This window comes from Salinicola aestuarinus, assembly GCF_003206645.1.
In the GTDB taxonomy this organism is placed as follows: domain Bacteria; phylum Pseudomonadota; class Gammaproteobacteria; order Pseudomonadales; family Halomonadaceae; genus Salinicola; species Salinicola aestuarinus.
The window spans coordinates 25359-51994 of record NZ_PZJP01000007.1 but is presented as its reverse complement, the minus strand read 5'-3'; the positions used below and the strand labels follow the sequence as shown (position 1 = coordinate 51994).

Annotated in this window: 34 protein-coding genes; 24 read left to right on the top strand and 10 right to left on the bottom strand. The window is 63.5% G+C overall.

Annotation, left to right across the window (positions count from 1 at the left end; genetic code table 11):
* Window positions 1–23: 23 nt before the first annotated feature.
* The 3 genes from DOM41_RS11465 to DOM41_RS11455 all read left to right on the top strand — a co-directional run bounded on the left by DOM41_RS11465 (window position 24) and on the right by DOM41_RS11455 (window position 4848).
* Entirely contained in the window at window positions 24–2924 is a 2901-nt protein-coding gene (locus DOM41_RS11465) for a phage tail tape measure protein (RefSeq protein WP_110687008.1), read from the top strand.
* Between the two features lie 482 nt (window positions 2925–3406).
* Window positions 3407–3856: a phage tail protein gene (locus DOM41_RS11460; protein ID WP_110687007.1), complete on the top strand. Its 450-nt coding sequence runs from the start codon at window positions 3407–3409 to the stop codon at window positions 3854–3856.
* Window positions 3853–4848 (top strand): contractile injection system protein, VgrG/Pvc8 family, encoded by a 996-nt coding sequence (locus tag DOM41_RS11455; RefSeq protein WP_110687006.1) that lies wholly within the window; start codon window positions 3853–3855, stop codon window positions 4846–4848. The genes DOM41_RS11460 and DOM41_RS11455 overlap by 4 nt, the downstream gene beginning before the upstream one ends.
* A 70-nt stretch (window positions 4849–4918) precedes the next feature.
* On the opposite strand, the gene DOM41_RS11450 is transcribed toward DOM41_RS11455, so the two are convergent.
* The gene (locus DOM41_RS11450) at window positions 4919–5374 is read right to left on the bottom strand and encodes a trypco2 family protein (RefSeq protein ID WP_110687005.1); all 456 of its coding nucleotides are present in this window, start codon (window positions 5372–5374) and stop codon (window positions 4919–4921) included.
* A 154-nt stretch (window positions 5375–5528) separates the two neighbouring features.
* Here DOM41_RS11450 and DOM41_RS11445 point away from each other — a divergent pair, with 154 nt between their 5' ends.
* Entirely contained in the window at window positions 5529–6404 is an 876-nt protein-coding gene (locus DOM41_RS11445; protein ID WP_110687004.1) for an endonuclease, read from the top strand.
* A 96-nt stretch (window positions 6405–6500) separates the two neighbouring features.
* Here DOM41_RS11445 and DOM41_RS11440 read toward each other — a convergent pair whose 3' ends face one another.
* Window positions 6501–6851 carry a LexA family transcriptional regulator gene (locus DOM41_RS11440; protein WP_110687003.1) on the bottom strand — a complete coding sequence of 117 codons (351 nt, stop codon included), beginning with the start codon at window positions 6849–6851 and terminating at the stop codon, window positions 6501–6503.
* Between the two features lie 212 nt (window positions 6852–7063).
* Here DOM41_RS11440 and DOM41_RS11435 point away from each other — a divergent pair, with 212 nt between their 5' ends.
* Entirely contained in the window at window positions 7064–7696 is a 633-nt protein-coding gene (locus DOM41_RS11435) for a hypothetical protein (RefSeq protein ID WP_110687002.1), read from the top strand.
* Window positions 7697–7798: 102 nt separating this feature from the next.
* Here the strand turns inward: DOM41_RS11435 and DOM41_RS17520 are convergent, their stop codons facing one another.
* From DOM41_RS17520 to DOM41_RS17510, 4 genes are all read right to left on the bottom strand, one after another.
* Complete coding sequence (locus DOM41_RS17520; RefSeq protein WP_157956923.1) at window positions 7799–8365, bottom strand: hypothetical protein; 567 nt, start codon at window positions 8363–8365, stop codon at window positions 7799–7801.
* The gene (locus DOM41_RS17515; RefSeq protein ID WP_157956922.1) at window positions 8352–9371 is read right to left on the bottom strand and encodes a hypothetical protein; all 1020 of its coding nucleotides are present in this window, start codon (window positions 9369–9371) and stop codon (window positions 8352–8354) included. Before DOM41_RS17515 ends, DOM41_RS17520 begins: the two co-directional genes overlap by 14 nt.
* A gap of 141 nt (window positions 9372–9512) precedes the next feature.
* Window positions 9513–10169, bottom strand: coding sequence for an XRE family transcriptional regulator (locus DOM41_RS11425; protein ID WP_157956921.1), 657 nt, complete (start codon window positions 10167–10169; stop codon window positions 9513–9515).
* 159 nt (window positions 10170–10328) lie between these two features.
* Window positions 10329–10868, bottom strand: a complete 540-nt coding sequence (locus tag DOM41_RS17510; protein WP_157956920.1) for a zinc chelation protein SecC — start codon at window positions 10866–10868, stop codon at window positions 10329–10331.
* Between the two features lie 53 nt (window positions 10869–10921).
* Here DOM41_RS17510 and DOM41_RS11415 point away from each other — a divergent pair, with 53 nt between their 5' ends.
* From DOM41_RS11415 to DOM41_RS11355, 13 genes are read left to right on the top strand one after another with little or no spacing between them, the layout of a single operon-like run.
* Window positions 10922–11113, top strand: coding sequence for a hypothetical protein (locus tag DOM41_RS11415; RefSeq protein WP_110686998.1), 192 nt, complete (start codon window positions 10922–10924; stop codon window positions 11111–11113).
* A gap of 18 nt (window positions 11114–11131) precedes the next feature.
* Entirely contained in the window at window positions 11132–11359 is a 228-nt protein-coding gene (locus DOM41_RS11410; protein WP_110686997.1) for a hypothetical protein, read from the top strand.
* Window positions 11360–11412: 53 nt separating this feature from the next.
* Window positions 11413–11595 carry a hypothetical protein gene (locus DOM41_RS11405; protein ID WP_110686996.1) on the top strand — a complete coding sequence of 61 codons (183 nt, stop codon included), beginning with the start codon at window positions 11413–11415 and terminating at the stop codon, window positions 11593–11595.
* Between the two features lies 1 nt (window position 11596).
* Entirely contained in the window at window positions 11597–11854 is a 258-nt protein-coding gene (locus DOM41_RS11400; RefSeq protein ID WP_110686995.1) for an ogr/Delta-like zinc finger family protein, read from the top strand.
* 12 nt (window positions 11855–11866) lie between these two features.
* Window positions 11867–12253: a hypothetical protein gene (locus DOM41_RS11395; RefSeq protein WP_110686994.1), complete on the top strand. Its 387-nt coding sequence runs from the start codon at window positions 11867–11869 to the stop codon at window positions 12251–12253.
* Window positions 12254–12266: 13 nt separating this feature from the next.
* Window positions 12267–12683, top strand: coding sequence for a hypothetical protein (locus DOM41_RS11390; RefSeq protein WP_110686993.1), 417 nt, complete (start codon window positions 12267–12269; stop codon window positions 12681–12683).
* Window positions 12680–15013 carry a replication endonuclease gene (locus DOM41_RS11385; protein WP_110686992.1) on the top strand — a complete coding sequence of 778 codons (2334 nt, stop codon included), beginning with the start codon at window positions 12680–12682 and terminating at the stop codon, window positions 15011–15013. The genes DOM41_RS11390 and DOM41_RS11385 overlap by 4 nt, the downstream gene beginning before the upstream one ends.
* A gap of 13 nt (window positions 15014–15026) precedes the next feature.
* Complete coding sequence (locus DOM41_RS11380; RefSeq protein WP_110686991.1) at window positions 15027–15263, top strand: hypothetical protein; 237 nt, start codon at window positions 15027–15029, stop codon at window positions 15261–15263.
* Window positions 15256–15468: a TraR/DksA C4-type zinc finger protein gene (locus DOM41_RS11375; RefSeq protein WP_110686990.1), complete on the top strand. Its 213-nt coding sequence runs from the start codon at window positions 15256–15258 to the stop codon at window positions 15466–15468. Before DOM41_RS11380 ends, DOM41_RS11375 begins: the two co-directional genes overlap by 8 nt.
* Window positions 15458–15676, top strand: a complete 219-nt coding sequence (locus DOM41_RS11370; RefSeq protein ID WP_110686989.1) for a hypothetical protein — start codon at window positions 15458–15460, stop codon at window positions 15674–15676. The genes DOM41_RS11375 and DOM41_RS11370 overlap by 11 nt, the downstream gene beginning before the upstream one ends.
* A gap of 11 nt (window positions 15677–15687) precedes the next feature.
* Window positions 15688–15927 (top strand): hypothetical protein, encoded by a 240-nt coding sequence (locus tag DOM41_RS11365; protein WP_110686988.1) that lies wholly within the window; start codon window positions 15688–15690, stop codon window positions 15925–15927.
* Window positions 15924–16187 carry a hypothetical protein gene (locus DOM41_RS11360; protein ID WP_110686987.1) on the top strand — a complete coding sequence of 88 codons (264 nt, stop codon included), beginning with the start codon at window positions 15924–15926 and terminating at the stop codon, window positions 16185–16187. The genes DOM41_RS11365 and DOM41_RS11360 overlap by 4 nt, the downstream gene beginning before the upstream one ends.
* Window positions 16184–16402, top strand: a complete 219-nt coding sequence (locus tag DOM41_RS11355) for a pyocin activator PrtN family protein (RefSeq protein WP_110686986.1) — start codon at window positions 16184–16186, stop codon at window positions 16400–16402. The genes DOM41_RS11360 and DOM41_RS11355 overlap by 4 nt, the downstream gene beginning before the upstream one ends.
* Here the strand turns inward: DOM41_RS11355 and DOM41_RS11350 are convergent.
* Window positions 16399–17475, bottom strand: a complete 1077-nt coding sequence (locus DOM41_RS11350; RefSeq protein WP_157956918.1) for a site-specific integrase — start codon at window positions 17473–17475, stop codon at window positions 16399–16401. The two genes, DOM41_RS11355 and DOM41_RS11350, sit on opposite strands and share 4 nt — an antisense overlap.
* Window positions 17476–17563: 88 nt before the next feature.
* Here DOM41_RS11350 and dusA point away from each other — a divergent pair, with 88 nt between their 5' ends.
* Complete coding sequence (gene dusA, locus DOM41_RS11345) at window positions 17564–18583, top strand: tRNA dihydrouridine(20/20a) synthase DusA (protein ID WP_280951224.1); 1020 nt, start codon at window positions 17564–17566, stop codon at window positions 18581–18583.
* Here dusA and DOM41_RS11340 read toward each other — a convergent pair.
* The gene (locus tag DOM41_RS11340) at window positions 18580–19602 is read right to left on the bottom strand and encodes a succinylglutamate desuccinylase/aspartoacylase family protein (protein ID WP_110686983.1); all 1023 of its coding nucleotides are present in this window, start codon (window positions 19600–19602) and stop codon (window positions 18580–18582) included. The genes dusA and DOM41_RS11340 overlap by 4 nt on opposite strands.
* Before the next feature lie 48 nt (window positions 19603–19650).
* Window positions 19651–20535 carry a CDP-alcohol phosphatidyltransferase family protein gene (locus tag DOM41_RS11335; protein WP_223160982.1) on the bottom strand — a complete coding sequence of 295 codons (885 nt, stop codon included), beginning with the start codon at window positions 20533–20535 and terminating at the stop codon, window positions 19651–19653.
* Between the two features lie 326 nt (window positions 20536–20861).
* On the opposite strand from DOM41_RS11335, the gene DOM41_RS11330 reads away from it, so the two are divergent.
* The 5 genes from DOM41_RS11330 to DOM41_RS11310 all read left to right on the top strand — a co-directional run bounded on the left by DOM41_RS11330 (window position 20862) and on the right by DOM41_RS11310 (window position 25548).
* Entirely contained in the window at window positions 20862–21833 is a 972-nt protein-coding gene (locus tag DOM41_RS11330; protein ID WP_110686982.1) for a zinc-dependent alcohol dehydrogenase, read from the top strand.
* Between the two features lie 196 nt (window positions 21834–22029).
* On the top strand, window positions 22030–22428 hold the full coding sequence (locus tag DOM41_RS11325) for a 6-pyruvoyl trahydropterin synthase family protein (RefSeq protein WP_110686981.1): 399 nt from the start codon (window positions 22030–22032) through the stop codon (window positions 22426–22428).
* The gene (locus tag DOM41_RS11320) at window positions 22425–23507 is read left to right on the top strand and encodes a glycosyltransferase family 4 protein (protein ID WP_110686980.1); all 1083 of its coding nucleotides are present in this window, start codon (window positions 22425–22427) and stop codon (window positions 23505–23507) included. Before DOM41_RS11325 ends, DOM41_RS11320 begins: the two co-directional genes overlap by 4 nt.
* Window positions 23507–24430: a class I SAM-dependent methyltransferase gene (locus DOM41_RS11315; protein WP_110686979.1), complete on the top strand. Its 924-nt coding sequence runs from the start codon at window positions 23507–23509 to the stop codon at window positions 24428–24430. Before DOM41_RS11320 ends, DOM41_RS11315 begins: the two co-directional genes overlap by 1 nt.
* A gap of 14 nt (window positions 24431–24444) precedes the next feature.
* The gene (locus DOM41_RS11310; RefSeq protein ID WP_223160981.1) at window positions 24445–25548 is read left to right on the top strand and encodes a lysylphosphatidylglycerol synthase transmembrane domain-containing protein; all 1104 of its coding nucleotides are present in this window, start codon (window positions 24445–24447) and stop codon (window positions 25546–25548) included.
* A gap of 80 nt (window positions 25549–25628) precedes the next feature.
* Here DOM41_RS11310 and DOM41_RS11305 read toward each other — a convergent pair whose 3' ends face one another.
* The gene (locus tag DOM41_RS11305) at window positions 25629–26543 is read right to left on the bottom strand and encodes a RibD family protein (RefSeq protein ID WP_245391822.1); all 915 of its coding nucleotides are present in this window, start codon (window positions 26541–26543) and stop codon (window positions 25629–25631) included.
* Window positions 26544–26636: the final 93 nt, after the last annotated feature.

Sequence of the window (26636 nt, the reverse complement as noted above, 5' to 3'; positions counted from 1 at the left end):
GAATCGGCTCGGGAGCCCGCTGAATGGCGCGCGATCTCAAACTCCAGGTCGTCCTCGACGCCGTCAATAACGCCACCCGGCCGCTGAAGAAGATCGCCGAAGGCAGTGGCGAGACGGCCAAGGCACTCAAGGCCAGCCGCGACCAGCTGCGCAACCTCGAGCGCGCCCAGAAGGACCTGACGGCGTTCAAGGCGATGAAGCGCCAGGCGTCCGAAAGCGGCGACGCCCTGCGCCAACAGCGTGACCGCGTCAAACAGCTCTCCCGGCAACTGCGCACCACCGAAGACGACACTTCCGCCCTCAATCGCGAGCGCGACGCCGCGATTCGCAAGGCCCGCGAACTCTCACGCCGCTACACCGATCAGACGGACAAGTCGCGCCGGCTGCGCCAGGGCCTGCGCGAGACCCACGGCATGACTGGCAAGCTGTCGGACGCGGAGCGCGATCTCGGCCGCAAGATCCGCAATACCACGAGCGACATCGATCAGCAGCGCCAGCGCCTCCGCAGCCTCGCGGATGCCCAGCGCCGGGCGCAGCAGGCGTCGGATCAGTTTCACCGCGGTATCGGTCGCACCAACGCCATCCGCGGCGCGGGGATGACCGGGCTGGCCACCGGCGGCGCGGCCCTCTACGGCGGCGCCCGCATGCTCGCGCCCGGTGTGGCGTACGGCGAGCAAATGAGCGCCGTACAAGCCGTGGGGCGCTTCGACGCCGATGACGAGCGATTCCAGGCGCTCAAGGAGCAGTCACGCGATCTCGGCTCGTCGACCGCATTCTCGGCAAGCGAGGTCGGCGCCGGGCAGGAGTTTTTGCTGCGCGCGGGCATGAGCGCCGACGCGATCCGCTCGTCGATGGGCGACGTGCTCAACCTCGCGATTGCCAACAACACCGAGCTGGGCCGTACCGCCGACATCGCCAGCAACATTGCCGGCACCTTCAAGATCGACCTGGAACAGGACGGCGCCATGGGGCGCGTTGCCGACATCCTCTCGGCGACGGCCAGCCGCGCGAACGTCGATCTCGAGAAGCTGGGCGAAACCGTCAAGTATCTCGGCGGCGCAGAGGATCTCGACCTCACACTCGAGCAGGCCACTGCGATGGCCGGCATGCTGGGCAACATCGGCATCCAGGGCAGTCAGGCCGGCACCACGCTGCGCGGCATGATGAACCGCCTCACCGACCCGTCGCGTGAAGCCGCCGGCGTCATCGAGCAACTCGGCATCCAGGTCTCCAACGCCGACGGCCAGATGCGGGATATGCCCGACATCCTGCGCGACATCAATGCCGCGACGAAGGATCTCGGCAACGCCGATCGCAAGCAGGCGCTCCAGCAGATCTTCGGCGCCGAAGCGGGCAGCGGCATGGCCGAGCTCGTCAGCCAGATGAGTACTGGCGCGCTGGACGAGCTGATCGAGAAGCTGCGCGTCGCCAGCGGCGAGAACGACCGTATGGCCGAGACCATGGCCGACAACATCGGCGGCGATCTCAAGTCGCTGCGCTCGGCCTGGGAAGAGGTCGGGATCTCGATCACGGATACGAACGACGGGCCTCTACGCGACCTCATCCAGTCCGTGACCACCATCACCCGCGGCGTGGGCGACTGGATCAAGCAGAACCCGGAGCTGGCCGGCGGCATTGCGAAAGCGGCAGCGGGTCTTGCCGCCCTCGTCGCCGTCGGCGGCGCATTCACCATCATGCTGGCGTCGATCCTCGGCCCGATCGTCACCGTGCGCTACGGGCTCGCCATGCTGGGCGTTCAGACCGGCGGCTTCGGCGGCAAAGTGTTCCGGCTCACCAGCCGGATCCTCCCCGCGCTGGGCTCGGCGCTGACGTGGATTGGCCGGCTCATCGCCATCGTTGGGCGGGCATTTCTGATGAACCCGATCGGCCTCGCCGTCGCCGCCATCGCCGGCGCCGTCTACCTCATCTATCGCAACTGGGGCGCCATCAGCGAGTGGTTCGCCCAGCGCTGGGCCGACGTGAAAGCCGCGTTCGACGGAGGGCTGGGCGGCGTCGCGCGCTTACTCATGAACTGGTCGCCCTTCGGCCTACTCTGGAAGGGGATCACCGCCGCGCTGGGCAAGCTCGGTGTCGAAGTGCCCGAGCGCTTCCAGTCGCTCGGCGGCTTCATCGTCGATGGGCTGATCGGCGGCCTGACCGGCAAGCTCTCAGCGCTGCGGGACAAGGTCGTCGATATGGCCAGCAGCGTGAAAGGCTGGTTCGCCGACGTGCTCGGCATCAACTCGCCCTCCCGAGTCTTCGCCGAGTTCGGTAGCTGGACGGTGGAAGGGCTGATCAGCGGCCTCAGCGGCAAGATCGCCGCACTAAGAGACAAGGTCGTCGGCATCGCCGACGACGTAAAAGGCTGGTTCGCCGACAAGCTCGGCATCAACAGCCCGTCGCGTGTCTTCACCGCTTTTGGTGGCTACACCGTCGACGGCCTGAACGTCGGCCTCGAGCGGCAACGCGACGAACCCGTGAAGCGCATTGCCGAGATTGCCAAGCGCGTCAGCCAGGCCGGCGCCGGTATCGCCCTCGGCGCGATGACGTTACCCGCCACTGCCACGCCCGAAATTCCGACGCCGCAGGTGCCGGAGCTGCCGGGCATCCACGCGAGCGTCGAGCGGCCACAGCTACCAGTACTACCCGCCATTCAGGCCAGCGTCGCACCGTTCGACATGCCGAGCATCGACACCGGCGGCGAACCGATCCAGTTCGACACCCGGCCACCGATTCAGGCCGGCGGTGGCCAGCAGGTGAACGACAACAGCATCCAGCTCGGCGATATCAATGTCAGTGCCGCTCCGGGGATGGATGAGACAGCGTTGGCTCGACACGTTGCTCGCGAGGTCCAGCGGGCGCTTGAGGAGGCGCGGCGTGAGCAGTCGGCTCGTCATCGGTCTTCGATGTGGGACTCGGAGTGAGCTCAGAGTCAGAGTCCAAGGCTCGCCGCTTCGCGACCCCCCAAAGCAAGTTGATGAAAACACATGCCGGAGAAACCAGCGCTCCCATCACTGGGATATAGACAAACGACTGGCCGATGAAACTGTCGCTCGGAACATTGATGTCATCCGGAATCAAACCAAGATAAAGCGCAGATGTGACCAAGATGAAAGTGTGGAAATAGGCGAGATTGACTGGTCGAGATAAGGACTTCTCTTCACTCCATTTGTTTAGAACTAGAACGGCAAACCCCGCGTAGGCGAACGCAGATAGACTTTTTATACCGCCAAAAAACTCAACGTTCGTCGGGGTAAAGTAGATACTAAACCCACCTAGCAGAACTGGGAGAACTGCTAGAACGAACAAGAATTGCATACACCCTGAAAATACGAATATGGTTATTTCACTGGCATCACGCATCGCGTTGGACTTTTTCTCTCGCGCCCTTTGGAGGTTAGTTTTCATGCTCATGGCCCTTGGAATGTTCGTGTTCGAAACGCGATCCGTACCTTACCAGCAACTCCAGCGCCGCACGGAATGGCGCCACGCGTCGCAGTCTCGCGTGGGCGAGCGTCCGGCGTATCAGTTCCTCGGCGCGGGAGCGGATACCATCACACTGACGGGGACGCTCTACCCCGAGTTCACCGGCGGGCGCGCATCGCTGGACGAGATCCGCGACATGGCGGACAAGGGCAAGGCGTGGCCGCTGGTCGAAGGCAGCGGCCGGCAGTTCGGCCTGTGGGTCGTGACCGGTATCGATGAGACCTCGAGCACGCTGTTTCACGACGGCGCCGCGGCGAAGATCGAGTTCTCCATGACGCTCGAGCACGTCGACGACCCGAATCCGACGAGCGAGATGCTGGGCGACATCACGCTCTACTCCCGAGCGTTGCTACGGGGTGCCTACGCATGACCCCGGCGCCCTACCACCGCCCCGGCTATCGCATCACCCTCGCCGGCGAGGACATCACCCCGCGCATCAATGGGCGACTGGTCACGCTGCGCGTTACCAGCCAGCGCGGCGGCGAGGCAGATCAGCTCGACCTGACCCTGGCCGACCACGATGGCCAGCTCGCCATCCCGCCCGGCGGCGCCTCACTGAACGTCGCCATCGGCTGGACGGACGAGGGCCTCATCGACCGCGGCGTGTTCGTCGTCGACGAGGTCGAGCACAGCGGCGCACCCGACAGGCTCACCCTCCGCGCCCGCGCCGCCGACATGCGAAAGCTACTGCCCGGCAAGCGCAGCCAGTCCTGGCACGACGTCACCCTCGCCGAGATCGTCCGGACCATCGCCGGCCGCCACGCGCTGGAACCCATCATAGGTGAAACGCTCGGCGGCATCCGTGTTGGCCACATCGATCAGACCGACGAGTCGGACCTCAATTTTCTGACGCGCCTCGGCGAGCGGTTCGACGCCATCGCCGCCGTGAAGTCCGAACGGATGCTGTTCACCCTCGCCGGCGAAGCCCTGACGGCCAGCGGCCTCGCCCTACCCAGCGTGACCCTCACCCGCCGCGACGGCGACCGGCACCGCTACAGCCGCACCGATCGCGACAGCTACACCGGCGTACGCGCCTACTGGAACGACACCGACGGCGCCGAGCGCCAGCCGGTCATCGCCGGCACCGACGACAAGCTCAAGGATCTGCGCGCCACCTACGCCACCGAAGCGGATGCGCTGGAAGCGGCCCGGTCGGGATGGCGCCGCATCCGTCGCGGCGAGGCCACGTTCGAACTGAACCTCGCGCATGGTCGCGCCGATCTCGCGCCCGAAACGCCGATCACGCTCAGCGGCTGGAAGCCGGAGATCGACGGTGCCGGCTGGATCGTCACCGAGGTAGAGGACACGCTGGATGACTCGGGATACGTCACGCGAGTGCGGTGTGAGCTAAAAAACCAATGATCAAAATCGGTCGGCGGGGATAAGCCGAGTATGACCACAGACTAAACCTCCCCTCGCGAATCATTTGATACTATCTGCGCCTGTATCTTGGCCGAGAGGGGCGCTTCTTCACTTGTCTCTCTAGTTCCTTAAGCTGTTCCTCCATCTCTTCTAAACGCGGCCGTCTTGCTTCATCAATGCCGTAACCCCGACCGGCGAAAACCGCAGCCTCGCCCCTTAGTAGCCGCCTCTCGCTCATCCGCCTTCGTAGATGATCTGAGCGAGGTGAAGGGCTATCCGGCGGTTCATCGGGCGTTGGCACCGGCAGTGGTTCCAATTTCAGCCGCACACGATGGGTTGCGGTCTCGGAAGCCTTTCCCCCTAAATCGAAAACGACAAACTTGAACCCGCCCCCCGCTTCACTCGTCATTGCAAAAGCAACTTCCAGTTCGACCTCGGTCAGTTCATAGAACGGCTCCTCGTCGGATTGCGCTCCTTTGAGCTCTGCTTTCACGCTTTCAATGAATTTGGATAACGATATTTCCATGTCACCTCCTCATTGGCAGCCCATGAACGAGCGACTTTCTGCCATGTACTGGTCAATCATAGGCTGGCGTTAACGGGGCTTTTGGTAGCTTTTTTTGACTCCCGGATACAGGTCAAAACACTACAATCCACGCTCCAGAATCCGGAGCCCCAGAATGCGCGTCTTTCTCATCCTACTTGTTCTCACCGTCCTGCCCGCCTTCGCGGCACCACCCAGCTCGTTTTCCGCCGCCAAGCGGATAGCCGAGAGCGAGGTCTACTACGACCAGGACCAGACCTTCTACTGCGGCTGCGATTTCGACTTCGACGCGGGGCCGGATCTCGCGAGCTGCGGCTACGAGATCCGCAAACAGCCCAAGCGCGCCGCGCGGATCGAGTGGGAGCACGTCATGCCCGCCTATGATTTCGGCCGGCAGCGCCAGTGCTGGCAAGACGGCGGCCGGCGCAATTGTCGGGCCAATGACCCCGTGTTTCGGAAGGCCGAGGCGGATCTGATGAATCTCGTGCCGTCGGTCGGTGAGGTGAACGGTGACCGTTCCAACATGCGTTACGGGATGATCGCCGGCGGCGACGCCTACCAATACGGTCATTGCCAGGCCAAGGTTAGTTTCCCCGAACGCACCTTCGAGCCCCCGGCCGACGTCCGGGGCGATGTCGCGCGCACCTACTGGTACATGCGCGATACCTACGGCATCCAGATCAGTCGGCAGCAACAGCAGCTTTTCAACGCATGGGCCAACGCCGACCCGGTAAGCGACTGGGAGCGGGAACGCAACCGGCGTATCGCCGCGATTCAGGGCAGCGCCAACCCCTACGTCGACGAGACAGCGCCGACGATCCAACAGGTGGCCGAGTCCCCGCGCCCGGAGCCACTTCAGTCAGCGAACGACGACGGTTTCAGCTGCGCGACGCGGAAGACCTGCGGGCAGATGCGGTCATGCGCTGAGGCGCGGTTTCACCTTGAGCAGTGCGGCAATGGTCGGCTAGACGGCGACAACGACGGCACGCCGTGCGAATCGGTCTGCCGATGACCAGACACAAAAAAGCCCCGGCCGTTGGGCCGGGGCGAGAAAGATAATACGCACACCCAATTGATCGACTGCAGGCCGGCAGGCTTTAGCCCTACCTCACACCACATACCGCCGTGCTTGGCTGACCACCACGCCCAGCAGCATGTCGTCCCGCGCGAATACCGACTCGCGGCCGTGCAGCGGTATCAGCCGCACGCGGCCGCCGATGCGCCAGGTACGGGCGACGAGGTGCTCGCCCGGCAGCTTCGCGATCACGAGATCATCGTTGCCGGCCATCCGATCCTCGTCGGCGATCAATACATCACCCTCGATCAGCGGCCCGTCGAGGCCAGCCTGCTCGCCAATCTCCACCGCGAAACAGCTCGGTGAAAAGCTCTTAAGGTCATAGCCGGTCAGCGCCGGATGGCCCAGCCCCAGCATCAAGGGCCCAAGATATTGCACCTGCATGAGAACCCCGTTCCCCGCACCATGTTGTTAAGCACCCGGACCGGCCACTCTTTGGCGGCTCGCCGGTGGCATCCGGCGTCCAAGCGACTGCCTCAATACTGTACGCATTTACAGTATTTGGCAATGTGGCGATACCCAGCGCCTACCCACCCGACCTTACCTTTCGATCTGATACGCTTGGCGGCAAACTTCAAAGGCAGGGACCAGTGAGCATGTCGAGCATCAACGGGGTTATCCCTAAAGACGGCGCGCTCAATGAGTGGGTCGGCATTTCCGAAGAGTGGCGGATGATGGTCAATCGCTATGCGCGCGTTCACGAGGGAGAGGAAAACGCCTTCGATTACGGCGAGCGCCCTTGCCTGGGGCTGTGGTCCGCCGCGGCATGGCGGAGCGGTTTTATCGGGCTGGAAGAGTTCAAGCACGTTAAACAGCGCGAGGAATCGCAGCACACGGGCCGATGCGACCTGTGGCTATGCAACGAGACCAGCCGGAAGAACTATTACGTCGAGGCTAAGCACGCTGTGTTGCAGCCGCGTTTAATGTCTCTGGTCGAGATAATTGCTCCACTGATCAACAAGGCCATGCATGACAGCCAGAGCACCGCCGGGGAGGCATCCGACGTGAAAAACGTCGGCTTGCTGTTCCTGTCTATCCGGAACCCGTCCAGCGAGAAAGCGACAGATAGAGAGCTTCACGATGTGATGGCACGTCTCAAGGAAGTACAGAGCGAGCTGGGCTGTGACCTCATGACCTGGACCTTCCCGTCGGAGGCACGGGGTGGCTCCGAGGCGAGTAATACAGTTGGCGTCGTTATGCTTGCGAAGGTGCTGAAAAACAGAAATTAAACTTGAGCAAAACTGATCAACTAAGAAATAAAGAGACCTGAGCTAAAAGACAATACTCAAAAAACAACCTAAAAGGTTTAAAACTAGAAACTCACATATCTATTAGTGATGCATGCGATCTCCAAGATAATACAGCCCATACAGAGTTGTAGACAAAAGCTGCATGATCATCATGAAGTAAAAACAAGAAAATAAGATAGAACCCCAAAAGCTTTTAGCAACATCATTAGCATCAAAAAATGAAACAGAACTTGGCAAAATCCCAATGATAGAAATTACAATGCTAAGCGCAGAAAGGTAAGAGAACAAAAGACAAAGAAAGCGCCGCTTTGTTAAGCGAATTGGAATTTTCCTATCTCCAACCAATGATCTAATTTTTGGAGTCTCTGCTCCTTCTACGAATCTATCTATGTCAGCACGATTGAAAGTAGAAACTGCAGCCAGTGCAGCAATAAAAAACCCGGGCAAGGAACTCACAAAACCACTCAGACTTTCCATCAACGAAAAAACCTGAAAGAGATTTAACCCTAAAAAATGGACTAAAAGAAATAACAGCACCAAACCAACGCCAGGAATCAGCCAGTCGTAGATATATTTATCCTCGTGCTTAATCAGAAGATAAGCAAAAGGTCTCGTCAATTGGTAAATGACTACGCTAAATTCTTTCATCTTCTATTTTCTCGATCATCTTACCGGCTACGACTTCTGAAACCTCATCGTAGGCTGCAACCCGTCTAAACCCAAAGTAAATCTTACGAGTTAACACATAATTTTCATCATCTATCGAAGCCATGCCATCAAGTGATACATCCTTACTGTGGCCGGCATCTGATTCGTCTCTGAACTTTACCCTCAGAGTGCTCATATTGAATTCTCGCCCACCCGAAACCACTGCATTGAACAGGTCTCGAAGTCCCATTCTTTCAGCTGCAGCGACATCAATATCAATACGAAGGTGTTGGAAAAAATCCGGAACACTTTCCCCAACATTTCTGACCCGTTGTGGATCCCCCACTAAAACCATTTGATCTAAACATCCATTTTCCATATCTGAAAAGAACTTGTCTGCAATATATCCATGCAGCTCGATTTTAGGCTTCTGTACTTTTTGCTTAATATTACCGTTTTCATCTGCCTCAGATTCAGGATCAGGAACTAGGAAAGAATTACGATTCAGCCTCACATAATTAGCTATCAAACTATTAAAAAAACTGACTAGCTTGGCGCGATCGAGACCTTGGGTTACCTGAAAAGCCATGAGGTTACGACCATCTCCGTTAGCTTCTTTACGTATTACTATATGACTTGACCTATTAGTGCCTTCGTTATCGTCATATATAACAGAAGTGGTTTGGTCTGTCTCAATGTTCCTAGACGCAGTATGCTCGCTCGCCGCATCGGTTATGTTCACTAAAAGAACATAGTACGCGCCAAAATCCTCCACACTCTTTAGATAAATTTCTTTCCGTCTCATGTTGATGCGTTGCTTTACATCTTCACCGCCTAACATAGATTGAAAAAACTCGATCAAACTGACAACATCCACATTGCAGCCTAACTTTACAGGCCTTGAAGCTTCATCAGCATAACCTCTTATCGTCGAATACCGATAAATATCGTAAAACTTCACACCAACGCTATAATTATAATTGGCCCCATCGAATTCGCGCACCATCTTAGCCTCAAACCATCAATTATTAGAGATAACTTAAAATCTAACGCTACTTTTGCGTAACAACATACAAGTTTCCAGCACATCCTCGCCTACTAATCGTCAAGCGTTAGCTATAGCTGACGTTCATTGTCATGCTGAAGATTAGGCAATCTCCCCCAATCGCGTCCGCACGCGCCCGAGCACTGCCACGTCCTGCATCTTGTCCGGCGCGATCATCTCGGGTTCGTAGTGCCGGTTATCGCTGATCAGGTACATAGCACCGCCGGCGAGGCGCTGCACCCGCTTGATGCGTAGCTCCCCGCTCACCCAGACCAGGAACACCCCACCGAGCGACCAGTTGGTGTCGTCGAGATTGACGAACGTCCAGTCACCATCGAATAGCGTTGGCTCCATGGAGTCACCGCGCACCCTCACCCCGGCTAGACGCGCGTCGGCCAAATCGAGCTGGTTAATCAACGCCATCGTCATCGGGAAGTGCCCGATCACGGTCTCATGCTCGAGCGAACGCCCTGCTCCTGCTGCCCCTTCGACGTCGTAAAGCGGCACTGATCTCCCATCATCTGCACCCCCGGACTCCGCGAGCGACTTTTGCTCTTCCAACCGACGCCCCGTCAGAACGTAGAACGTATCGACCCCTGCGGCATCCAGTGCAGAGAGATAGTCGGTATCGGGGCTCCGATTGTTCTTTTCATAGTTGATCTGGGTCGTCTTACCAACACCAGCAAGGCTCGCAAACGCGGTCTGACTCAAGTCGAGCCTGTCGCGTTCCTCCTTGATACGATCGCCAATGGTCGACAAAACGAACCCACCTCGCTCTTGACATGGTTCACGTACGTGAACCATTATCTGTTTCACAGTCTTTAAGCCGCCAAGGAAGTCACTGCCATGACTGCCCTGTTTTCCACCAAACCGGTCCGCCGGCTTCGCGAGCCTCACCCGGGGTCGGTTCACCAGAACCTAGCCCGGCCCAAAATCGAGCGCGAGCGAGCGGCGGGTCTGGTACATCGCATCTTCTATTTCCCCCAGGCGCAGTTCGGAGACACCCACGAGGCCGTGCTGATTGGCCAAATCGCCTTCGTTGAGAAGTTCAAATCGCTGCTGCCAGAGGTCGATGTAGCGCGTTATCCGCTCGTCTTCCCGAAGGGGCCGTCGGATGTTGTTGACCTGAACGCCTTCGTATTGGCGCTGCGGGTCCGGCACAAACAGGATTCGGGGCGGCTTAAATCCTTGCGGCGTGAGATCGAGAAGCTTCCCGTTCGGGTCACGCCACACGGCGTGGAATTCCGCCTCGATCATCACTTTGCGCCACTCCCAAATGGCCCAGCCTATAACTGCTTCACCGCCGTTGGCCGCCACATGCGCTTCGACGACGCGGAAACATTCCGCCGCTTCTGCATCGACAAGGGGCTGATGTTTGACCCGTTCCGGTCGAGCCCGAGGCACGACGCTTTCGCAGAACCGTCGAACATAGGGTTTGGAAATATCCGGCACCTTCAAGCGATTTCCCCCGCCATTTGAAACGTCTTTAACACTGTAAAGGAGCTTATCACATGACCCAGACGCGTCGACGCCAGTCTCCCCATGGCTGCAATCGCCCGATCATGACCATCGTGACGCAGGAAGAACGCGAGCAGGTCGAGGCGCTCGCCGAGCGTGAGTTGCGCTCGCTGTCGGGCACGGTGCGGATGCTGATGCTCAAGGGCCTCGAGCAGACGCCGGCCGCCGCCAAGTCCACCCACTGACCGACAAGGAGATTCGTCATGTACCCCACCCATCGCGGCAACAAGTCCAAGCGCGTCCAGGTCAATCTGAGCGAGCAGGAATTCGCCCTTCTGGAGGCGCTGGCCAATCTCAACGGCCTGCAATTGGCAACTCAGCTTCGCTATCTGGTCATGAACGAGGCGCTCGAGTGCCTGGGCGTGCGCGACATCCATGAGTTCGATGCGATCAGTGTGATGGGACTTGGCGCCGAAGCGAACCTTCATTGATGCGTCATCGCTGACGCACCGATGACTCATCCGCCACGTCACGAGAGGTGACCATGCCCCACAACCAAACCGTCGGCCTGCAGCTGGACCCGGACACGGAGCGCCTGCTCGAGGCGATCCGGCAACAGCAGGGACTGGATTCGCTGGATCAGGCGGCCGAGTTTCTGGCGCGGCGCCGGATGCGCAGAGCGGCCCGTAAGGCAGCCGGCCCGCGCGCGATGTACCCGGTGCGCTGATATGACGATGCGCTGGGATTGCCCGCACTGCGAAGGCCCATGCCGCGTGCGAACGTCGAAGCAGCTGCACAGCGACTATCGCGTCGCTTACCTGCAGTGCAACGACCCGACCTGCGGCTGGTGCGGCAAGGGCGAATACATCGTCACCGAGACGACGAGCCCCAGCGGCCGCCCCAACCGCGATTACACCGGCCAACTGGCAGCCAATGTGCCCTACAAGCTGCTGCCGCCCGAAGACCTCTTTCGCGACACGCGATAACGGAGACACACCATGACCATGACCACCGCTCCCGCTGGCTTCCAGGCCGGCCGGGTCCCCCAACTCGACTCCGAAAACGCTGCCATCGGCTATCTGCTGCGCTACGGCCGCGGCCTGTCGCGCCGGGAATCGCTGGAGAACTGCACGCAGTTTCTGATGAGCGAACACGCCATGAGCGAGGCCAAGGCAGAGCTCGCGGCGATCCACGCCAGCGCGGAGTTGGAGTCGCTCAATCAGGTCGCGTGGATCGACCTTGAGGCCAGCACGTCGCACGTCGTCGTACTGCGCACCGCCGGGGGCACGCCGGTGCCGTTCACGGTCGGTGACCTGCTCGCCCAGCGCAAGAGCGCCCGTGATCGGGGCGCGCTGCGCGTCGTCAACCATCGCCCACTCCAGTAAGCCGGAGGCCGCCATGACTGCCGCCCAACCCGTCACCGAGCGCCCGCGTCATCTCTCGGTCGTCCAGCCGGACGACCGGGCGGGATTCGGCGACCTACGCGCCGAGCTTCACGCTCGCTGCGCGGACGAGGATCTCGCCGCGCTCTGGTCCGACCTGACCATCCCGGAGCGCAAGGCGGTGCTCGCCAGTGCACGCATGGAACCCGAGGACGCCACGCGCTCCCTCGAACTGATGTGCCAGCACGACCGCAATGCGATCCGCGCGGCGATCGGCCGGATGAGCCGCTACGCCGCTCGCCTGCGGGGTCGGCTGGAAGACGCACGACACCCAAGCCATGCGCTTGCCGCCAATGCACGCCGGGCGCTTAGCGACGGCGATACCCGCGCGGCGATGCACTGGCTGGACCTGATCGAGCGAGGTGGGAAGTGAGCGCGATCGCCGACTCCCAACGCTTCGGCACCGCCGACTGCCTCACTTGGCGACAGGCGTTCTTCGACCGCCTGCCGTCACTGGCCGAGGCGCTGGCTGGTGTCTTTGTGGAAATCGCGGCGCGTCATGGCAACGCCGCCGGCAATACCTGGCTGCGTCGCCATGCGGACCGTTTCATCGATCCGGATCGCGTGTTCGCTCGTTTCGAGACGCTGGCCGGTGATCTGCGCCGGGCGTTTGCCGAGATCCGCCGCCACCGCACGCAGACCGAGGGCCTGCTGGCCGCGTGCGACTGGCTGGCCGATGTCGAGAAACGCCTGAGCGTGGGCACGCTGAACGCGACCCACGATGACGATGCCCTGTGCGACTACGCCAAGGGGCAGGCGATGGGCGTCGAGGATGCCCGCAACCAGCTGATCGGCAGCATCGCCGGCCACAACCGACGGCTGCGGCTGGGGCTGCTACCGCCGCCCCGCCGATTGCCGCCCCTGCCCGGCACTATCTCGGCACAGGCACGCCAGATGGCGCGACTGATCGCCGAGGCGCGCAACCCGCTGACGCCGCCGGCGCCGAGCATCCCGCTGCTCGCGGTGTTCCGGTGGGAGCGCGCGCCGGTGATGAGCATCGCCGTTGCTGACGAGATGGCGCTGGCCAAGGGGCGGGAACGCGCCCGACAGCACGGGGTGAATCCGCCCAGCCCCAAGATGAAGGCGAGCGCCCAGCTTGCTCGGCTCGGCTGTGACAAGTGGTGGCGCCGGCAGCTGCGGCGGATCACCGGCCGGCGCATCGAACAGGTGATGCGGGAGGCGCGCCGCGTGCACAAGCGAGCAGGCATCTACTGCAGCAATCTCACGCTCGAGCGCCGCCGCTCGCAGAAGGTGCGCAATCGCGCCCTGCTCGAAGCGATCGAGGCGATCAACCAGCACGATCAGACCTACACCCTGGCCGAACTCGCGGAGCTCGGGCTGGCGAATCCGGACCACCGTCGGGCGGAGCTGATGCTGCGGATCAGCGATACGGAGGCCGAGGCCAATCGACTCGGTCACGTCGGTCTGTTCGTAACGATCACCACGCCGTCGCGGTTCCACCCGGTGCGCTCGCACAGCTCGCAGCGCAACCCGAAGTACGACGGCAGTACGCCCCGAGACGCCCAGCAGCATATCCAAAGCCTGTGGGCACAGGCGCGCGCTTCGCTCGCCCGGGACGGCCTGGGCATCTACGGCATCCGCGTCGTGGAACCGCACCACGACGGTACGCCGCACTGGCACCTGCTCATCTGGACGCAGCCGGACCACGCGGACGCGGTGATCGAGACGCTGCAGAGCTACGCCGAAGCCGAGTCCCCGGAAGAACTGGTCGACCGCTTCGGCCAGCGGACGACGGCGCGATTCAAGGTGGAGCGCATCGACCGCGACCGCGGTACCGCCGCCGGCTACGTGGCCAAGTACATCAGCAAGAACATCAACGGCGAGCAGTTCGCTCGAGCCGGCGTTGATGGCGATCACTTGGACAGCTATGGCCACGACCTCAATGACAGCGCACCGCGCATCGAGGCGTGGGCCGCGACATGGGGCATCCGGCAATTTCAGTTCATGGGGCTGCCGAGCGTCACCGTCTGGCGCGAGGTGCGACGGCTCACCGAGCAGCAGCAGGACGAGCTGGCGCGATGGGAGGAAGCCACTAGGCCGCGCCGGTCCATCGCCCGCGTGCTGCACCAGATCCGCGAGGCGGCGCTCGCCGGCCAGTGGGACACGTTCTTGCGGTTGATGGGCGGGCCGAACACCCCGCGCAAGGAGCAGCCAATCAAGCCGTGGTCGATCCCCGCCTTCCGCACCGGTGGCGGCGACGAGGATCCGTTCAGCCACGCCACCGGCGAGATCAACAGTGGGCTGGTCGAGCGCGGCCGCTACGGCGACGAGATCCGCGTTCCAAAAGGGCTCGTGGTGAAGGACCACAAGGGCCGCGAAGCGGAGTACCTCACCCGCTTGTACCGCTGGGACGTGAGGGCGAAGCAGAGCCTCGCGGCGAGCGGTTTTTCGGGAGGCGGCGAAGCCGCTGACCCTTGGACTTGTGTCAATAACTGTACGCCGAGCGCCCGGCGCTCCCTCGTTCCGCCTGAGCTTTTGACTCCGAGAGAGCTCTCGCCGGAGGAGCTCGAGGCGCAAATGCAGCGTTATCGAGACTGGCGAGCGAGTGAAGAGGTTCGCCAAGAGATGGAAGACGCCGAGATGGAGCATCGGATGATCCAGGCCGCGGTCCGGCAGCACGCCAACCCCACCGTTCTGCCCGAATGGCAAAGCGTCGATGAATTCTTCCCGGAAGGGATCTAGCAAGGAGAACGACATGACCCACAACCCAAGCCGACCGCGCTGGACCGGTACCGATCGCCATGCTGCCCCGCGCGGCACGCTGCAGGACGCCGGCGAGTTGGCGGTGCTGGCACCCAACACCGGCGAGACGCGCCACCGCTACGCGTTGGTGATCGCCTTCGAGACCGAAGACGAGCTGCGCCAGGCAATGAAGAATCATCGCTGCGCCTACCGCGACAGCGCTCAGGTACAGGAGATGAACCATGGCTGACATCGCCGATAACGCCGGTGCTGCCGTCGAGCACCACCTGGCCACCTCACTCGCGCAGCACGCCCTACCCCCGGCCAGCGACGACCCGGATTGCGAGGACTGTGGCTTCGAGATCCCCGCCGCCCGACGCGCGGCCGCGCCCTGGACGCGGACCTGCATCGAGTGCCAGTCGGTTCGGGAAAAACGGGGGCGCCATGTTCGGTGACCGTATCCACCGTGCGACGCGGATCATGGCCCTGCTGATGTTCGCCGCTGCGTTTGGCGTCGCGATCCAGGGCGGCATCGCCCTCGCCTCACGCTTCATGCCGCGCGTCGACGTGATCGAGGTTCGCACCAGCCACGTCGCCGCCGAGGTGGCAGACGCCATGCTCATCGCACCGCGCCCGGCGACGCCGGGCCGGTACCACTACTGAGGGCCGGGAAGATGAACAAGAGCTACCAGGAACTGTGCGACGAGGTCGCGGTGCTGCGGGAGCAGTTGGCCGACGCCAAAACATCGCTCGAGCATGCGCTCGAGATCGGCGAAGCGGCTAATGACCTGGCGCAGGACCGCGCAGCGATGGTCGGGCTGATCGCTCAGACGCTCGACGTCGCAGACGAGCCGCACCAGGGTCGCGACATGCGGATCCTCGAAGCGGCGCAGCAGCGGCGGGCTGAGGCATGAGCCAGCATCACGCCCGTGCCGCGGGCATCCTCTGCCGAGACGCCTCGTTCCGCCTCTACCTCGATCGCCGCGCCCGAGCGAAATTCAATGCCGACGTGCCCGACGGCACGCATAGCGATCAGGACGCGAGCGAGTGGATCCGGCGAGCCTGCGACGTCACGAGCCGAGCAGAGCTCGACACCAACCCACAGGCGGCGGCGACGTTCCGCCTGATCCAGAACCGATTCAACCGGTGGAAAGCGAGGGGGCGTAGACAATGAAGACCGAGTTCATGCTGCTGGCGTGCTACGAGAAGCCGCTGATCCCGCTCGACGTGTTCTGCCGAGACATCATGGGCGTCAGCGTCCAGACCGCACGCAACCGCATCGCCGGGGGCACATTCCCGGTACCGCTCACAAGGACCGCGCGTCAGCCGATGGTGCATGTTGCCGACGCGGCCAGGTATATCGACACGCAACGCGGGAGCGCAGCCTAGGCGCTCGCGCTTCGCGCTCGGTCCTTCGTCACCAGCTCGCCCGGGCGCAGGTTCACGTAGCGCTTGAGACTTTTCCAGTCTCGATGCCCCGAGACCAGCGCTACCTCCTGGATCTGATACCCCTGCTCGAACAGCCGGCTGATACCCTCATGACGTAGATCGTGGAAGTGCAGGTCCACGATTTCCAGATGCCGGCAGATCCGGCGGAACCCGTTCGACGTCGACTCGGTGTTGTACGGGAAGATGCGCTCCCCCTCTCTTGGCTGCGCCCGAATGATGGCCAGACTCTCCCCCATCAACGGTACGACTTCATCGGTCTTTTTCGTCGGATGCTTACGCAGCCTGATGACGATGGTGCCGTTCACTTCGTCGAGATCCGTCCACCGTAGCGAGCAGATCTCGTCGAGCCGCATGCACGAACTCACCGCGAACCGGATCAACGCGTGGTAGCCAATGCGCCGCAGCGCCAGATTGTGTTTGGTGTGGGTCAGCAGCTCGGCGATCTCCTGCTCGGTCGGCCGCCGATCCCGATCTTCCGGCGCACCGACAAGGCCGGCGCGCTTCAGCCCCGTTCGCCAACTCGCCATAGTTGCCTGAAGTGTGGCAGGCGCGACCTCCTCGACGACGCAGGTGGTAATGGCGCCCGAGAGGTGCATGACGTCCATCAGCACCGTCGCCGGCTTGACCCCATCGACCGTCAGACGAGTATGCGCGTAGGTAGCCAGGTGCTGGTACTGCAGCGATGACAGCAGCATCTCGGTATCGAGACCCTTGCGAAGGTTGTTCCCCGCCGTCTTCGTCTTTCGCCCTCGGGAGGAGATTCGCTCAAGATGGGCCTCGTGGCGTACCAGCGCATCGTTGATGGTCAGCCCGGGTACGATGCCGGCAGCCCTGTCCTCGATCTCTCCTTCTATCTCCTTCGCCCATGCCTGCGCGCGCGCCTTAGTGCTGAAGGTCTTGCTCTGTGCCGAGTGCCCCTTCTTCCGTACAATGGCGCGCCACCGCGTGCCCCGCTTCTGAAATGTCGCCACTGGTGTACCACCTGTTTTGAGCGAATGGTCGATTCTCGCCAATTGGTACACTCATGGTACAACGGCCACGGTTTTGTACGGTATCAGACGGGTTCAAACGTGATTGACGACGACCGAACGGACGCCATAAGTGACTGATTCATCGACAAATAGCCCCGCAAATCAAGCTCGTCGGTTCTCTGTCGCGCCGATGATGGAGTGGACGACACGCGATTACCGCGCGTTCGCTCGCTGCCTCACCCGCGAGACGTTGCTCTATACCGAGATGGTGACGACGGGGGCGATTCTGCACGGCTCGCCGCGTGAGCGGTTTTTAGGCTACAGCGAAGTGGAACAGCCGCTGGCGCTGCAGCTTGGCGGTAGCGACGCTGCAGAGCTGGCCGAATGCGCCGCCATCGCCGAGTCATGGGGTTACGATGAGGTTAATCTCAACGTCGGTTGCCCAAGCGATCGCGTGCAGAACAATCTCATTGGCGCCTGCCTGATGGCCTATCCCGACAAAGTGGCCGCAGCGGTGGCGGCGATGCGTTCGGCAGTGTCGATTCCGGTGACGGTGAAATGCCGTATCGGCATCGACGACCAGGACGAGGACGCCGATCTCGAGCGCTTCATCGCGCAAGTGGCGGCGGCGGGCTGTGACACGTTCATCGTGCACGCGCGCAAGGCGTGGTTGCAGGGGCTCTCGCCCAAGGAGAATCGCGACGTGCCCCCGCTGAACTATGAGCGCGTCTATCGACTCAAGGCCCAGCATCCCGAGTTGCACATCGGCATCAACGGCGGAATCAAGACGCTGCCAGATACGCTGGCGCATCTCGAGCAGGTGGATAGCGTGATGGTGGGCCGGGAGGCGTATCAGAACCCGTGGCTACTCGCGGACATAGACCGTGCGGTCTACGGCAAGGCGAACCCGGCCGCCACTCGGCACGACGCGGCACGGGCATTCCGGCCCTACCTGATCGAGCGTCTCGCAGAGGGTGCCAAGCTCAATCACGTCACGCGCCATGTCCTCGGTCTCTTCCAGGGCTGCGCCGGCGGCCGCCAGTTCCGGCGGCACCTCTCCGAAAATGCCCATCGCGAAGGGGCGGGCATCGAGGTGTTCGACGATGCGGTGGCGCGGGTAGATGAAGCCCGCCTGCTCCAATCCGCCTAGGCGGAGGGCGTGTCGTAGCGCGACTGAAAGTCCTCGACCGCGCTCTCGATATCATCGATTTCGTCGAAGCGCGCCACATGAAATAGCGCTTCGCCTTCATTGGCGAGCGGCAGGTTGCTCATACCGATAACGATACCGTCGGCGTTGGCCAGCAGCTCCGCCTCGTCGTCGCCGAAGGGATCGGCCACCACCCCCAGCACTTCTCCCGCCGCCACTCGTGCGCCCAGGGCGACTCGAGGACGCAAGATGCCGTCGATGGGCGCCCGCGCCCAGCTCGAGCCGTTGGCGATTTCCGCCGCCGGCGGCGCGCGGCGTCGACCGTCGGAAGGCAACATCCCGATGAGGCGCATCACGCGACGAATGCCGCGCACGCCCGGCGCGATCGCCCACTCATCGAAGCGCAGCGCCTCGCCCGCCTCGTAGGTCAGCACCGGCGCGCCCCGACTCTGAGCATAGGCGCGCAGACTCCCCTCGCGAAGCTCCGCATTGAGGATGACCGGCGCCCCAAACGCCTCCGCCATCGCCCGCGTCTCATCGTTCTCCTGAAGCTGAGCGCGGATCTGCGGCAGGTTGGTGCGGTGAATCGCGCCGGTGTGCAGATCGATAATGTGGGTGGCACGGTCAACCATCTCCTCACGCAGCAGGGCCGCAATACGCGAGCCCAGCGAGCCGTTGGCACTGCCGGGAAAGCTGCGATTGAGGTCGCGCCGGTCGGGCAGATAGCGCGACTGCTGGAGAAAACCGAAGATGTTGACCACCGGCACCGCAATGAGCGTGCCGCGTAACCGCGCGATACCGCGAGAGCGAAGCAGCCGCCGCACGATCTCCACACCGTTGAGCTCGTCTCCATGAATCGCGCCGCAGACCAGCAGCGTCGGGCCGGCCTGGCGACCATGAACAATCTCGACGGGGATATGCAGCGGGGTGTGGGTGTAGAGCTTGGCGACGGGCACATTGATCTGCCGTCGGGTGCCGGGTTCGATTTGCGCCCCGGCAATCGTGAAAGCCTCCCGCGCCATGCAACCTCCTCGTGATGTGATTCACCCGGCACCGTCGGTCGGCCCGAGTCAAAGATCGTTCGACGTCACCGCCAAGCGATGCCTGCGCAGCCATACCACGTCGCGACCGAACGATAGCGCCAGAAGCATGGCGGCGACCAGACAAAACGCACTCGCCCAGACGGAATTCACGAACGGCAGCAGGCAGACCAGCAGTGTCGATACCTGCCAGACGCAGACCGTCTTGCGAAAGACACTCGCCGGTAGCGCCCGATGCAGCCATGGCCAGTACATGCCCGCCAGCACGAAGAGGTAGCGAGCCAACCCGAGGAGCAGCACCCAGGACCCCACTTTGTCCAGCGCCACCAGCGCAGCGCAGAGCACAACAATGAAGAACGCATCGAGCTCCATATCGAAGCGCGCGCCGAACGCGGTCGCCGATCCCGTGCGACGCGCAACCCAGCCGTCGATGCCGTCGAGCAGCAAGGAGAGCAGCGCCAGTGCCGCGACGCCTTCTGCGTGACGCTGCACGAAATCGGGGTAGGCGACCAGCCCCGCCACGATCGCAATGAAAGTGGCCCTGAGTAACGTTACCCGGTTGGCCCAGCCGAGCCCTTCACGAGCGGCTGGCCACGCCCACAGCACGCCCGTCGCGATTGCCACGTAGACCCCGCCTGCGGTAAATCTCAGGCCCTCCGGGGCCGAGAACGCCCAATGAACCCACTCCACCATTATCGCCACCAGCGCCAGCCCCGCTACCAGGTCGAGCCATCCCCGGCGCCGGTGAGAATGGCCGTTGGCGATCACTCGGGGGTGGCGGTGAACACCGCGTCCCTCGCCAGCCACGGGGTTCTCGCCGATGACATCCGGCCGACCACCGGCAGGATCGAGCGGAGACATCACCCGCTGGCGATCCGCCCGCCTGTAACGAAAACGTGTCGATGAAGCGCGCATGCCGACTCTCCTGTCTGCTGGCGCGCCGTCCGGCCTTACCCGGTAGCGGCGCCGCCTCCTCTGCTTCTAACCCGCCAAGCCAGGCCGTCAGCCCATCGGCCCAGGGGCGGCGTATCCTGTTTTCCCTCATACGGATACACCTTGATTCTCAGTCTGGACGCGTAACCGTCGGTTAGCGAACTTTACGCACGCTCGAGCGCGTGAATGGCGACCGTCCTCTGCCCTCTCGTCAGACTCTGCCATACTCGAACGGGAACCCGGCCGCCACTGACGTCATTCGCCTCGTCACTCAGCGCCGATGCCTTCGATTTCCACAAGGAGACATCATGACGACGCCCTACGCCCACGCCTTCTGGTCCCTTGGCGACGGTCGCGGCGAAATCCGCCAGGCTGAGCTGGACTGCACCGGCGAACTGATGATCCGCACCTGCTATACGGCGATCAGCCGGGGCAGTGAGTCGCTGGTCTTCAACGGCGGCGTGCCACCGAGCGAATATCAGCGCATGCGCGCCCCGTTCCAGAGCGGCGAGTTCCCCGGGCCGGTCAAGTACGGCTACTCCAATGTGGGCGTCGTCGAACAGGGGGCTCACGACTGGCATGGCCGCTACGTCTACTGCCTCTATCCGCACCAGACCCACTACTGCGTGCCCGCCGAGGCAGTGATCCCGCTGCCGACCGAGGTGCCGCCGCACCGCGCGATACTCGGTGCCAATATGGAGACGGCCCTCAACGCGCTGTGGGACGCCGCCCCGAGCGTCGGCGACCGCATCAGCGTGGTTGGCGCCGGCGTGGTCGGCTCGCTCGCTGCCTGGCTCTGCGCGCGTATTCCCGGCACCCGGGTCCAGCTGATCGACGTCGATTCACGCAAGCGCACACTGGGTGACGCGCTCGGCGTCGACTTCCACCCCCCGGAAACCGCCGAGGGCGAACAGGATCTGGTGATCCATGCCAGCGCCAGCGACGCCGGGCTCGCCACGGCGCTGCGCATTGCCGGCTTCGAGGCGACCGTGCTGGAGCTAAGCTGGTACGGCAACCACGAGGTGTCGGTGCCGCTGGGCGAAGCCTTCCACGCCAAGCGACTGACCCTTCGCTCGAGCCAGGTCGGCAGCGTCTCACCTGGCCACCGCCCGCGCTGGGACTACCAGCGCCGCCTGACGCTGGCACTGTCGCTGCTCGCCGATGACGCGCTCGACGTTCTGATCAGCGGCGAGAGCCACTTCCGCGATCTGCCGGCCACGTTCGAACGACTCACCGGCAAAGACGATGCCACGCTGTGCGAACGCATCCGCTATGGCTGACTGCGCGTAACTTGTTGAATCGCGTCTGCTCTGGGGGACCGTCGAGGAACCGTTATTCATCTCCCATGAGCGCAACAGAGCGCCGCCTCGGTGAACGCGTGCTCACGATGCCGCGAGTGGCCCGATTGGCTACCCTCGAAGAGACGCGGTGTGCGAGCCACCACCGTTGTAGAAGACAACCGCAAGGAGACAGGGAATGTTCAGCCTCACCGTCCGCGATCACATGATGATCGCCCACAGTTTCAACAGCGAAACCTTCGGCCCGGCGCAGAAGCTTCATGGCGCGACCTACGTGGTGGACGTGACCTTCAAACGTCCCGAGCTCGATCAGGACGACCTGGTGGTGGACATCGGTCTGGCCAGCGACACGCTCAAGACGGTACTCGCCGAATTCACGCTGACCAATCTCGACGAGGCGGTCGAATTCCGAGGGCGCAACACCACCACCGAGTTCATGGCCAAGGTGGTCTTCGACCGGCTCTCTCACGCCATCCGCGAAGGTCAGCTCGGCGAGGGCGGGCGACACCTCACCGCCATGACCGTGACCCTTCACGAGTCGCACATCGCTTGGGCAAGCTACGAAGGGGCGCTATGAAGGCACTGACGCTGATCGTCGCCGGCGACCCGGAACAGCTCACCGGCGGCTACCGCTACGATGCCCGCATCGCCGAGGGGCTCCGCAGCGAGGGCTGGCAGGTCGAAGTCGTGGGTCTCGACGGCCGGTTTCCCGAGCCCGATGCCGTCGCCTCACACGCGCTCGACAGTGCGCTGACCGCCCTGCCCGATGGCGCCCGCGTGGTGATCGACGGCCTCGCAATGAGTGGGCTGCCGGCGATCGTCGAGCGCCACGCCTCGCGGCTGGCGGTCACCGCGCTGATTCATCATCCGCTGGCCGACGAGACCGGCCTTGACGCGGCCGAGCAGCAGCGCTTTCGCATCAGCGAAACTCGCGCCCTGGCCGCCGTCGAGCGGGTTATCGTCACCAGCGTCTACACGGCCCGTCGTCTTGCCGATTTCGAGGTCCCCACCGACAAGCTGTTCGTCATCGAACCGGGCGTGGATCGCGGCGAGCTGAGTGGCACCCGCAGAGAGGGCCCCGCGCGTCTGCTGTGTGTTGCCACGCTCACACCGCGCAAGGGGCAGGACCTGCTCGTCGACGCGCTGGCCGAACTCGCCGAGCTGCCGTGGCAGTGCGATCTAATCGGCGGACTGGATCGCGCCGATGCGTTCGTGGCCGATGTCACCCAGCGCATCGCCCACCACGGACTTGAAACACGAATACGCCTGCTCGGCCCGGTCCCGAGCGATGCGCTCAGCGCCTATTACCACGACGCCGATCTCTTCGTGCTGCCATCGCATTACGAAGGCTATGGCATGGTGATTACCGAGGCGCTCGCCCACGGTCTCCCGGTCGTCACTACCACCGGCGGCGCGCTGGCGCACACCCTGCCGGCGTCGGCGGGACTCAAGGTGCCGCCGGGGGATGTACCGGCACTCAGAGACGCCCTGAAACGCATGCTGGAAGACGCCGAAAGCTACCGGGGTTTTTGCCAGGGAGCGAAAGACGTTCGCGAGTCGCTCAACGACTGGCCGTCGGCAGCGAAGGCCTTCAATGTCGCGCTCGAACGACCGCTCGACGTCCGCACCGCCAACGCCGGAGGCTCCCCCCTTTGATGAATGACGACGCCGACAAGCGCTGCGATAGCGACACCGACACGCACTTCAGCGACGACTGGCTACGCCTTCGCGAGGCGGCGGATCACCGCGCCCGTCACCCCGAACCCACGCGGGTTGCCGCCGGCTGGTTGACCCGCCGGAGCGACTCGAGTGACTCGGGCGGGCCGGCGCAAGCGCCACGCGCCGTGACGCTGGTCGATCTGGGCTGCGGCAGCGGCTCGAATCTACGCTATCTCGCCCCGAGGCTCCCCGGTGCCCAGCAGTGGCGACTGATCGACCACGACGCCGCGCTGCTCGAGCGAGCGCGCGAACGCTGCACGTCTCTCGTCAGCGCTGACGGCGACCCCGTACAAGTCGACACCTGCCAGGCAACGCTGGCAGAGAGTATCGCGCGGGGTTTCGAGGGCGTGGATCTTGTCTCCGCCTCGGCGCTGTTCGACCTGCTCACCGCCGGCGAGATCGATTCGCTCGCCGGGGCCTGTGTCGATGCAGGCTGCGCGGTCCTCTTCGCGCTCAGCGTCGATGGTGGCATTCACTTTCACGACCCGCTGGGCGACAGCGTCGACGACGAGGAAGATCGCTTTATCTTCGCGCTCTACGAAGCGCATCAGCGTCGCGACAAGGGGGCAGGCGCGGCGCTGGGAACCGACGCGCCGAGAAAGATGCGCGACACCTTCGAACGCCGCGGCTATCGGGTCGTCGACGCCGCCTCGCCGTGGCGACTCGACGTCGATTCATTGCCCTTGGTCGAGGCCCTGATGGAAGGCTGGCGTCACGCCCTGCATCAGCAGGCACCCGAGTCGGGGGCGCGTATCGAGCGCTGGCACGCAGCGCGGCTGGAACGGATCCGTCTTGGCCAGGTCAGGCTCAGCGTCGGTCACCGCGATCTCGTCGCTCTGCCCCCGGGTAGCGCCACATGAGACCCCGGCTCGCCATGGGGCTCCGTCTCGTCTCGACGGCAACGCTGCTCGGCCTACTGGTCTGGCAGTTCGATGCGCGCGAGCTCGCGGGCCAGCTCGGCACGCTCTCGCCGGCATGGGTGCTGCTGGGCCTACTGCTCTCCGTGCCGCAGGTCGTAATCTCTGCCTTCCGCTGGCGACTGACCGCGACTCAGCTCGGCATCGCGCTGCCGTGGGGGCGGGCGATTCGCGAGTACTATCTCGCCACCTTTCTCAATCAGGTGCTGCCGGGTGGCGTCATGGGCGATGCGACCCGCGCCTGGCGCCACGCCAACGCGCCCACGAACGTCGCGCGAGTCGCCACGCAGGACAGACGCACCGACGAGACGCCCTCGCAGCGCGCCGAGGCGCCTCTTTCCAGCGCACCGCCGCCGACCCGCGGGGGCGCCGCCGTCCGTGCCGTGGTCATCGAGCGCGCCTCGGGGCAGCTCGCCCTGCTGCTGGTCACCGTTGCCGCGCTGCTCGTTTCCCCCCTGCTACGCAATGCCATTGCCGACGTGTCGCTGCCCACCGTGACGCTCTATGTCCTGCTGGTGGGGTTGGGCGGCGCGGTGGCGCTGGGGCTCCTCGGCAGCGCACTCGAGCGCGCCGGGCGGTTTCGAACTGCACTGGGGAGGCGCTTGCGCCACGCACTGCGACTGTTCGCTACCGACCTGCGCCGCGCGCTGCTCGAGGCAAGGGTCTGGCCACGGCAGCTCGCCAGTTCCCTGCTGGTGGTGGCGACCTATGTGGCCGTCTTTCTGTGTGCCGCCCAGGCACTGGGCCTGCCGCGCTCGCCGCTCGAGCTGCTGCCTCTGATCCCGCCGCTACTGATGGCCATGGCGATTCCGCTGACGGTGGCCGGCTGGGGCGTGCGCGAGGGCGCCGCCGCCCTGCTCTGGCCAGTCGCCGGGCTACCGGCGCAGGAAGGGATCACCCTGTCGATCACTTACGGCCTGCTGATTCTGGCGGGAAGCCTGCCGGGACTCTTCGTACTCGCCTGGGGATATCGCCGCCCAGCCAGCAACGTGGTGTCTTCGTCCCGCGCCTCGTCGGACGCGCAACCCATCAAACCGCTACGATCGGGAGACGCCCTGTGAGCGACGCGGACGCGGGCTACCGCCTGCACGGCAGGACAATCAGCGTCACAAATCCTTGGCGCGGCGTGTCGCCGACGGCGTCAGGCCCCGTCGGCGCTGCGCCGCAAATTAAGATCGAACAGCACGTCTTCTCCCAGCCAGAAGCGTCGACAGCGGGGCCGCAGCGCCCGGTCCAGGGTGTCGATCTCGGCCAGCGTGACCGCCGGCCGACCGGAGCCGATCAGCATCGGCGCCACCACGCTATGAAGGCGGTCGAGCCGGCCCGCCTGCAGAAAGCGCGATATGGTGAGGCCACCGCCTTCGATCAGAATGCGTCGGCAGCCTGCCCGGGCGAGGCACTCGATGACCGCCGCGGGATCGACACCGTCAGCGGTCATCTCGAGCGACTCGACGTGAACGTGATCCGCATGGGGAGGCACGCGGGTCTCGCGACCCAGCAGATGCCAGGTCGGCGCCACCGGATCGCGGAAGACCCGGCGCGCTGCGGGCACGCGTCCGCGAGGGTCAAGCACCACGCGCAGTGGATGGGTCCCGGTCACGTGGCGGACCGTGAGCTGCGGGTCATCTGCCACTACCGTGCCGGCGCCGACCACCACCGCGTCGACCAGCGCGCGCAGCCGATGCAGATGAACCAGACTCGGCTGGCCGGTCACGTAGTGCGACGCCCCGCTGACCGTGGCGATACGGCCGTCGAGACTCTGGCCGAGCTGGGCGATGACCTGTGGGCCGGTGGCGATATCCGCGACGCACCACGGCAGCCAGATGCTCAGCAGTTCGGCGGCGCCGTCGGTCAGCGTCGCGCTGCAGGACCAGCCACCTTCGCTGTCGACGGTCAGCCTTGCGCCGTCGGCATCGATGAGCTCGCCGCTGAAGCGGTCGGCGGCGACGGTCTCCGCCACCCGGCGAATCCAGCGCCAGGCGCGCTCGAGGTCGGCCGCCTGACCGGCATCGCTCGCGGCAGAATGGCAATCGGGGGCGTCGGCGCTCTCGGTCACTCGCAGGCTCGCTATCCATCGGATGAAGCTGCAGCTTAACAAAGATCACTCCCCGGGCGACTTGCCGGGAGACGCTCAAGACCGCCCGTGTGT

Bases quoted from the DNA above. Each gene is read 5' to 3' on its own strand.
- DOM41_RS11465 (WP_110687008.1), top strand. From the start codon at position 24: ATGGCGCGCGATCTCAAACTCCAGGTCGTCCTCGACGCCGTCAATAAC.
- DOM41_RS11460 (WP_110687007.1), top strand. From the start codon at position 3,407: ATGCTCATGGCCCTTGGAATGTTCGTGTTCGAAACGCGATCCGTACCT.
- DOM41_RS11455 (WP_110687006.1), top strand. From the start codon at position 3,853: ATGACCCCGGCGCCCTACCACCGCCCCGGCTATCGCATCACCCTCGCC.
- DOM41_RS11450 (WP_110687005.1), bottom strand. From the start codon at position 5,374: ATGGAAATATCGTTATCCAAATTCATTGAAAGCGTGAAAGCAGAGCTC.
- DOM41_RS11445 (WP_110687004.1), top strand. From the start codon at position 5,529: ATGCGCGTCTTTCTCATCCTACTTGTTCTCACCGTCCTGCCCGCCTTC.
- DOM41_RS11440 (WP_110687003.1), bottom strand. From the start codon at position 6,851: ATGCAGGTGCAATATCTTGGGCCCTTGATGCTGGGGCTGGGCCATCCG.
- DOM41_RS11435 (WP_110687002.1), top strand. From the start codon at position 7,064: ATGTCGAGCATCAACGGGGTTATCCCTAAAGACGGCGCGCTCAATGAG.
- DOM41_RS17520 (WP_157956923.1), bottom strand. From the start codon at position 8,365: ATGAAAGAATTTAGCGTAGTCATTTACCAATTGACGAGACCTTTTGCT.
- DOM41_RS17515 (WP_157956922.1), bottom strand. From the start codon at position 9,371: ATGGTGCGCGAATTCGATGGGGCCAATTATAATTATAGCGTTGGTGTG.
- DOM41_RS11415 (WP_110686998.1), top strand. From the start codon at position 10,922: ATGACCCAGACGCGTCGACGCCAGTCTCCCCATGGCTGCAATCGCCCG.
- DOM41_RS11410 (WP_110686997.1), top strand. From the start codon at position 11,132: ATGTACCCCACCCATCGCGGCAACAAGTCCAAGCGCGTCCAGGTCAAT.
- DOM41_RS11405 (WP_110686996.1), top strand. From the start codon at position 11,413: ATGCCCCACAACCAAACCGTCGGCCTGCAGCTGGACCCGGACACGGAG.
- DOM41_RS11400 (WP_110686995.1), top strand. From the start codon at position 11,597: ATGACGATGCGCTGGGATTGCCCGCACTGCGAAGGCCCATGCCGCGTG.
- DOM41_RS11395 (WP_110686994.1), top strand. From the start codon at position 11,867: ATGACCATGACCACCGCTCCCGCTGGCTTCCAGGCCGGCCGGGTCCCC.
- DOM41_RS11390 (WP_110686993.1), top strand. From the start codon at position 12,267: ATGACTGCCGCCCAACCCGTCACCGAGCGCCCGCGTCATCTCTCGGTC.
- DOM41_RS11380 (WP_110686991.1), top strand. From the start codon at position 15,027: ATGACCCACAACCCAAGCCGACCGCGCTGGACCGGTACCGATCGCCAT.
- DOM41_RS11375 (WP_110686990.1), top strand. From the start codon at position 15,256: ATGGCTGACATCGCCGATAACGCCGGTGCTGCCGTCGAGCACCACCTG.
- DOM41_RS11370 (WP_110686989.1), top strand. From the start codon at position 15,458: ATGTTCGGTGACCGTATCCACCGTGCGACGCGGATCATGGCCCTGCTG.
- DOM41_RS11365 (WP_110686988.1), top strand. From the start codon at position 15,688: ATGAACAAGAGCTACCAGGAACTGTGCGACGAGGTCGCGGTGCTGCGG.
- DOM41_RS11360 (WP_110686987.1), top strand. From the start codon at position 15,924: ATGAGCCAGCATCACGCCCGTGCCGCGGGCATCCTCTGCCGAGACGCC.
- DOM41_RS11355 (WP_110686986.1), top strand. From the start codon at position 16,184: ATGAAGACCGAGTTCATGCTGCTGGCGTGCTACGAGAAGCCGCTGATC.
- DOM41_RS11340 (WP_110686983.1), bottom strand. From the start codon at position 19,602: ATGGCGCGGGAGGCTTTCACGATTGCCGGGGCGCAAATCGAACCCGGC.
- DOM41_RS11335 (WP_223160982.1), bottom strand. From the start codon at position 20,535: ATGCGCGCTTCATCGACACGTTTTCGTTACAGGCGGGCGGATCGCCAG.
- DOM41_RS11330 (WP_110686982.1), top strand. From the start codon at position 20,862: ATGACGACGCCCTACGCCCACGCCTTCTGGTCCCTTGGCGACGGTCGC.
- DOM41_RS11325 (WP_110686981.1), top strand. From the start codon at position 22,030: ATGTTCAGCCTCACCGTCCGCGATCACATGATGATCGCCCACAGTTTC.
- DOM41_RS11320 (WP_110686980.1), top strand. From the start codon at position 22,425: ATGAAGGCACTGACGCTGATCGTCGCCGGCGACCCGGAACAGCTCACC.
- DOM41_RS11315 (WP_110686979.1), top strand. From the start codon at position 23,507: ATGAATGACGACGCCGACAAGCGCTGCGATAGCGACACCGACACGCAC.
- DOM41_RS11310 (WP_223160981.1), top strand. From the start codon at position 24,445: ATGGGGCTCCGTCTCGTCTCGACGGCAACGCTGCTCGGCCTACTGGTC.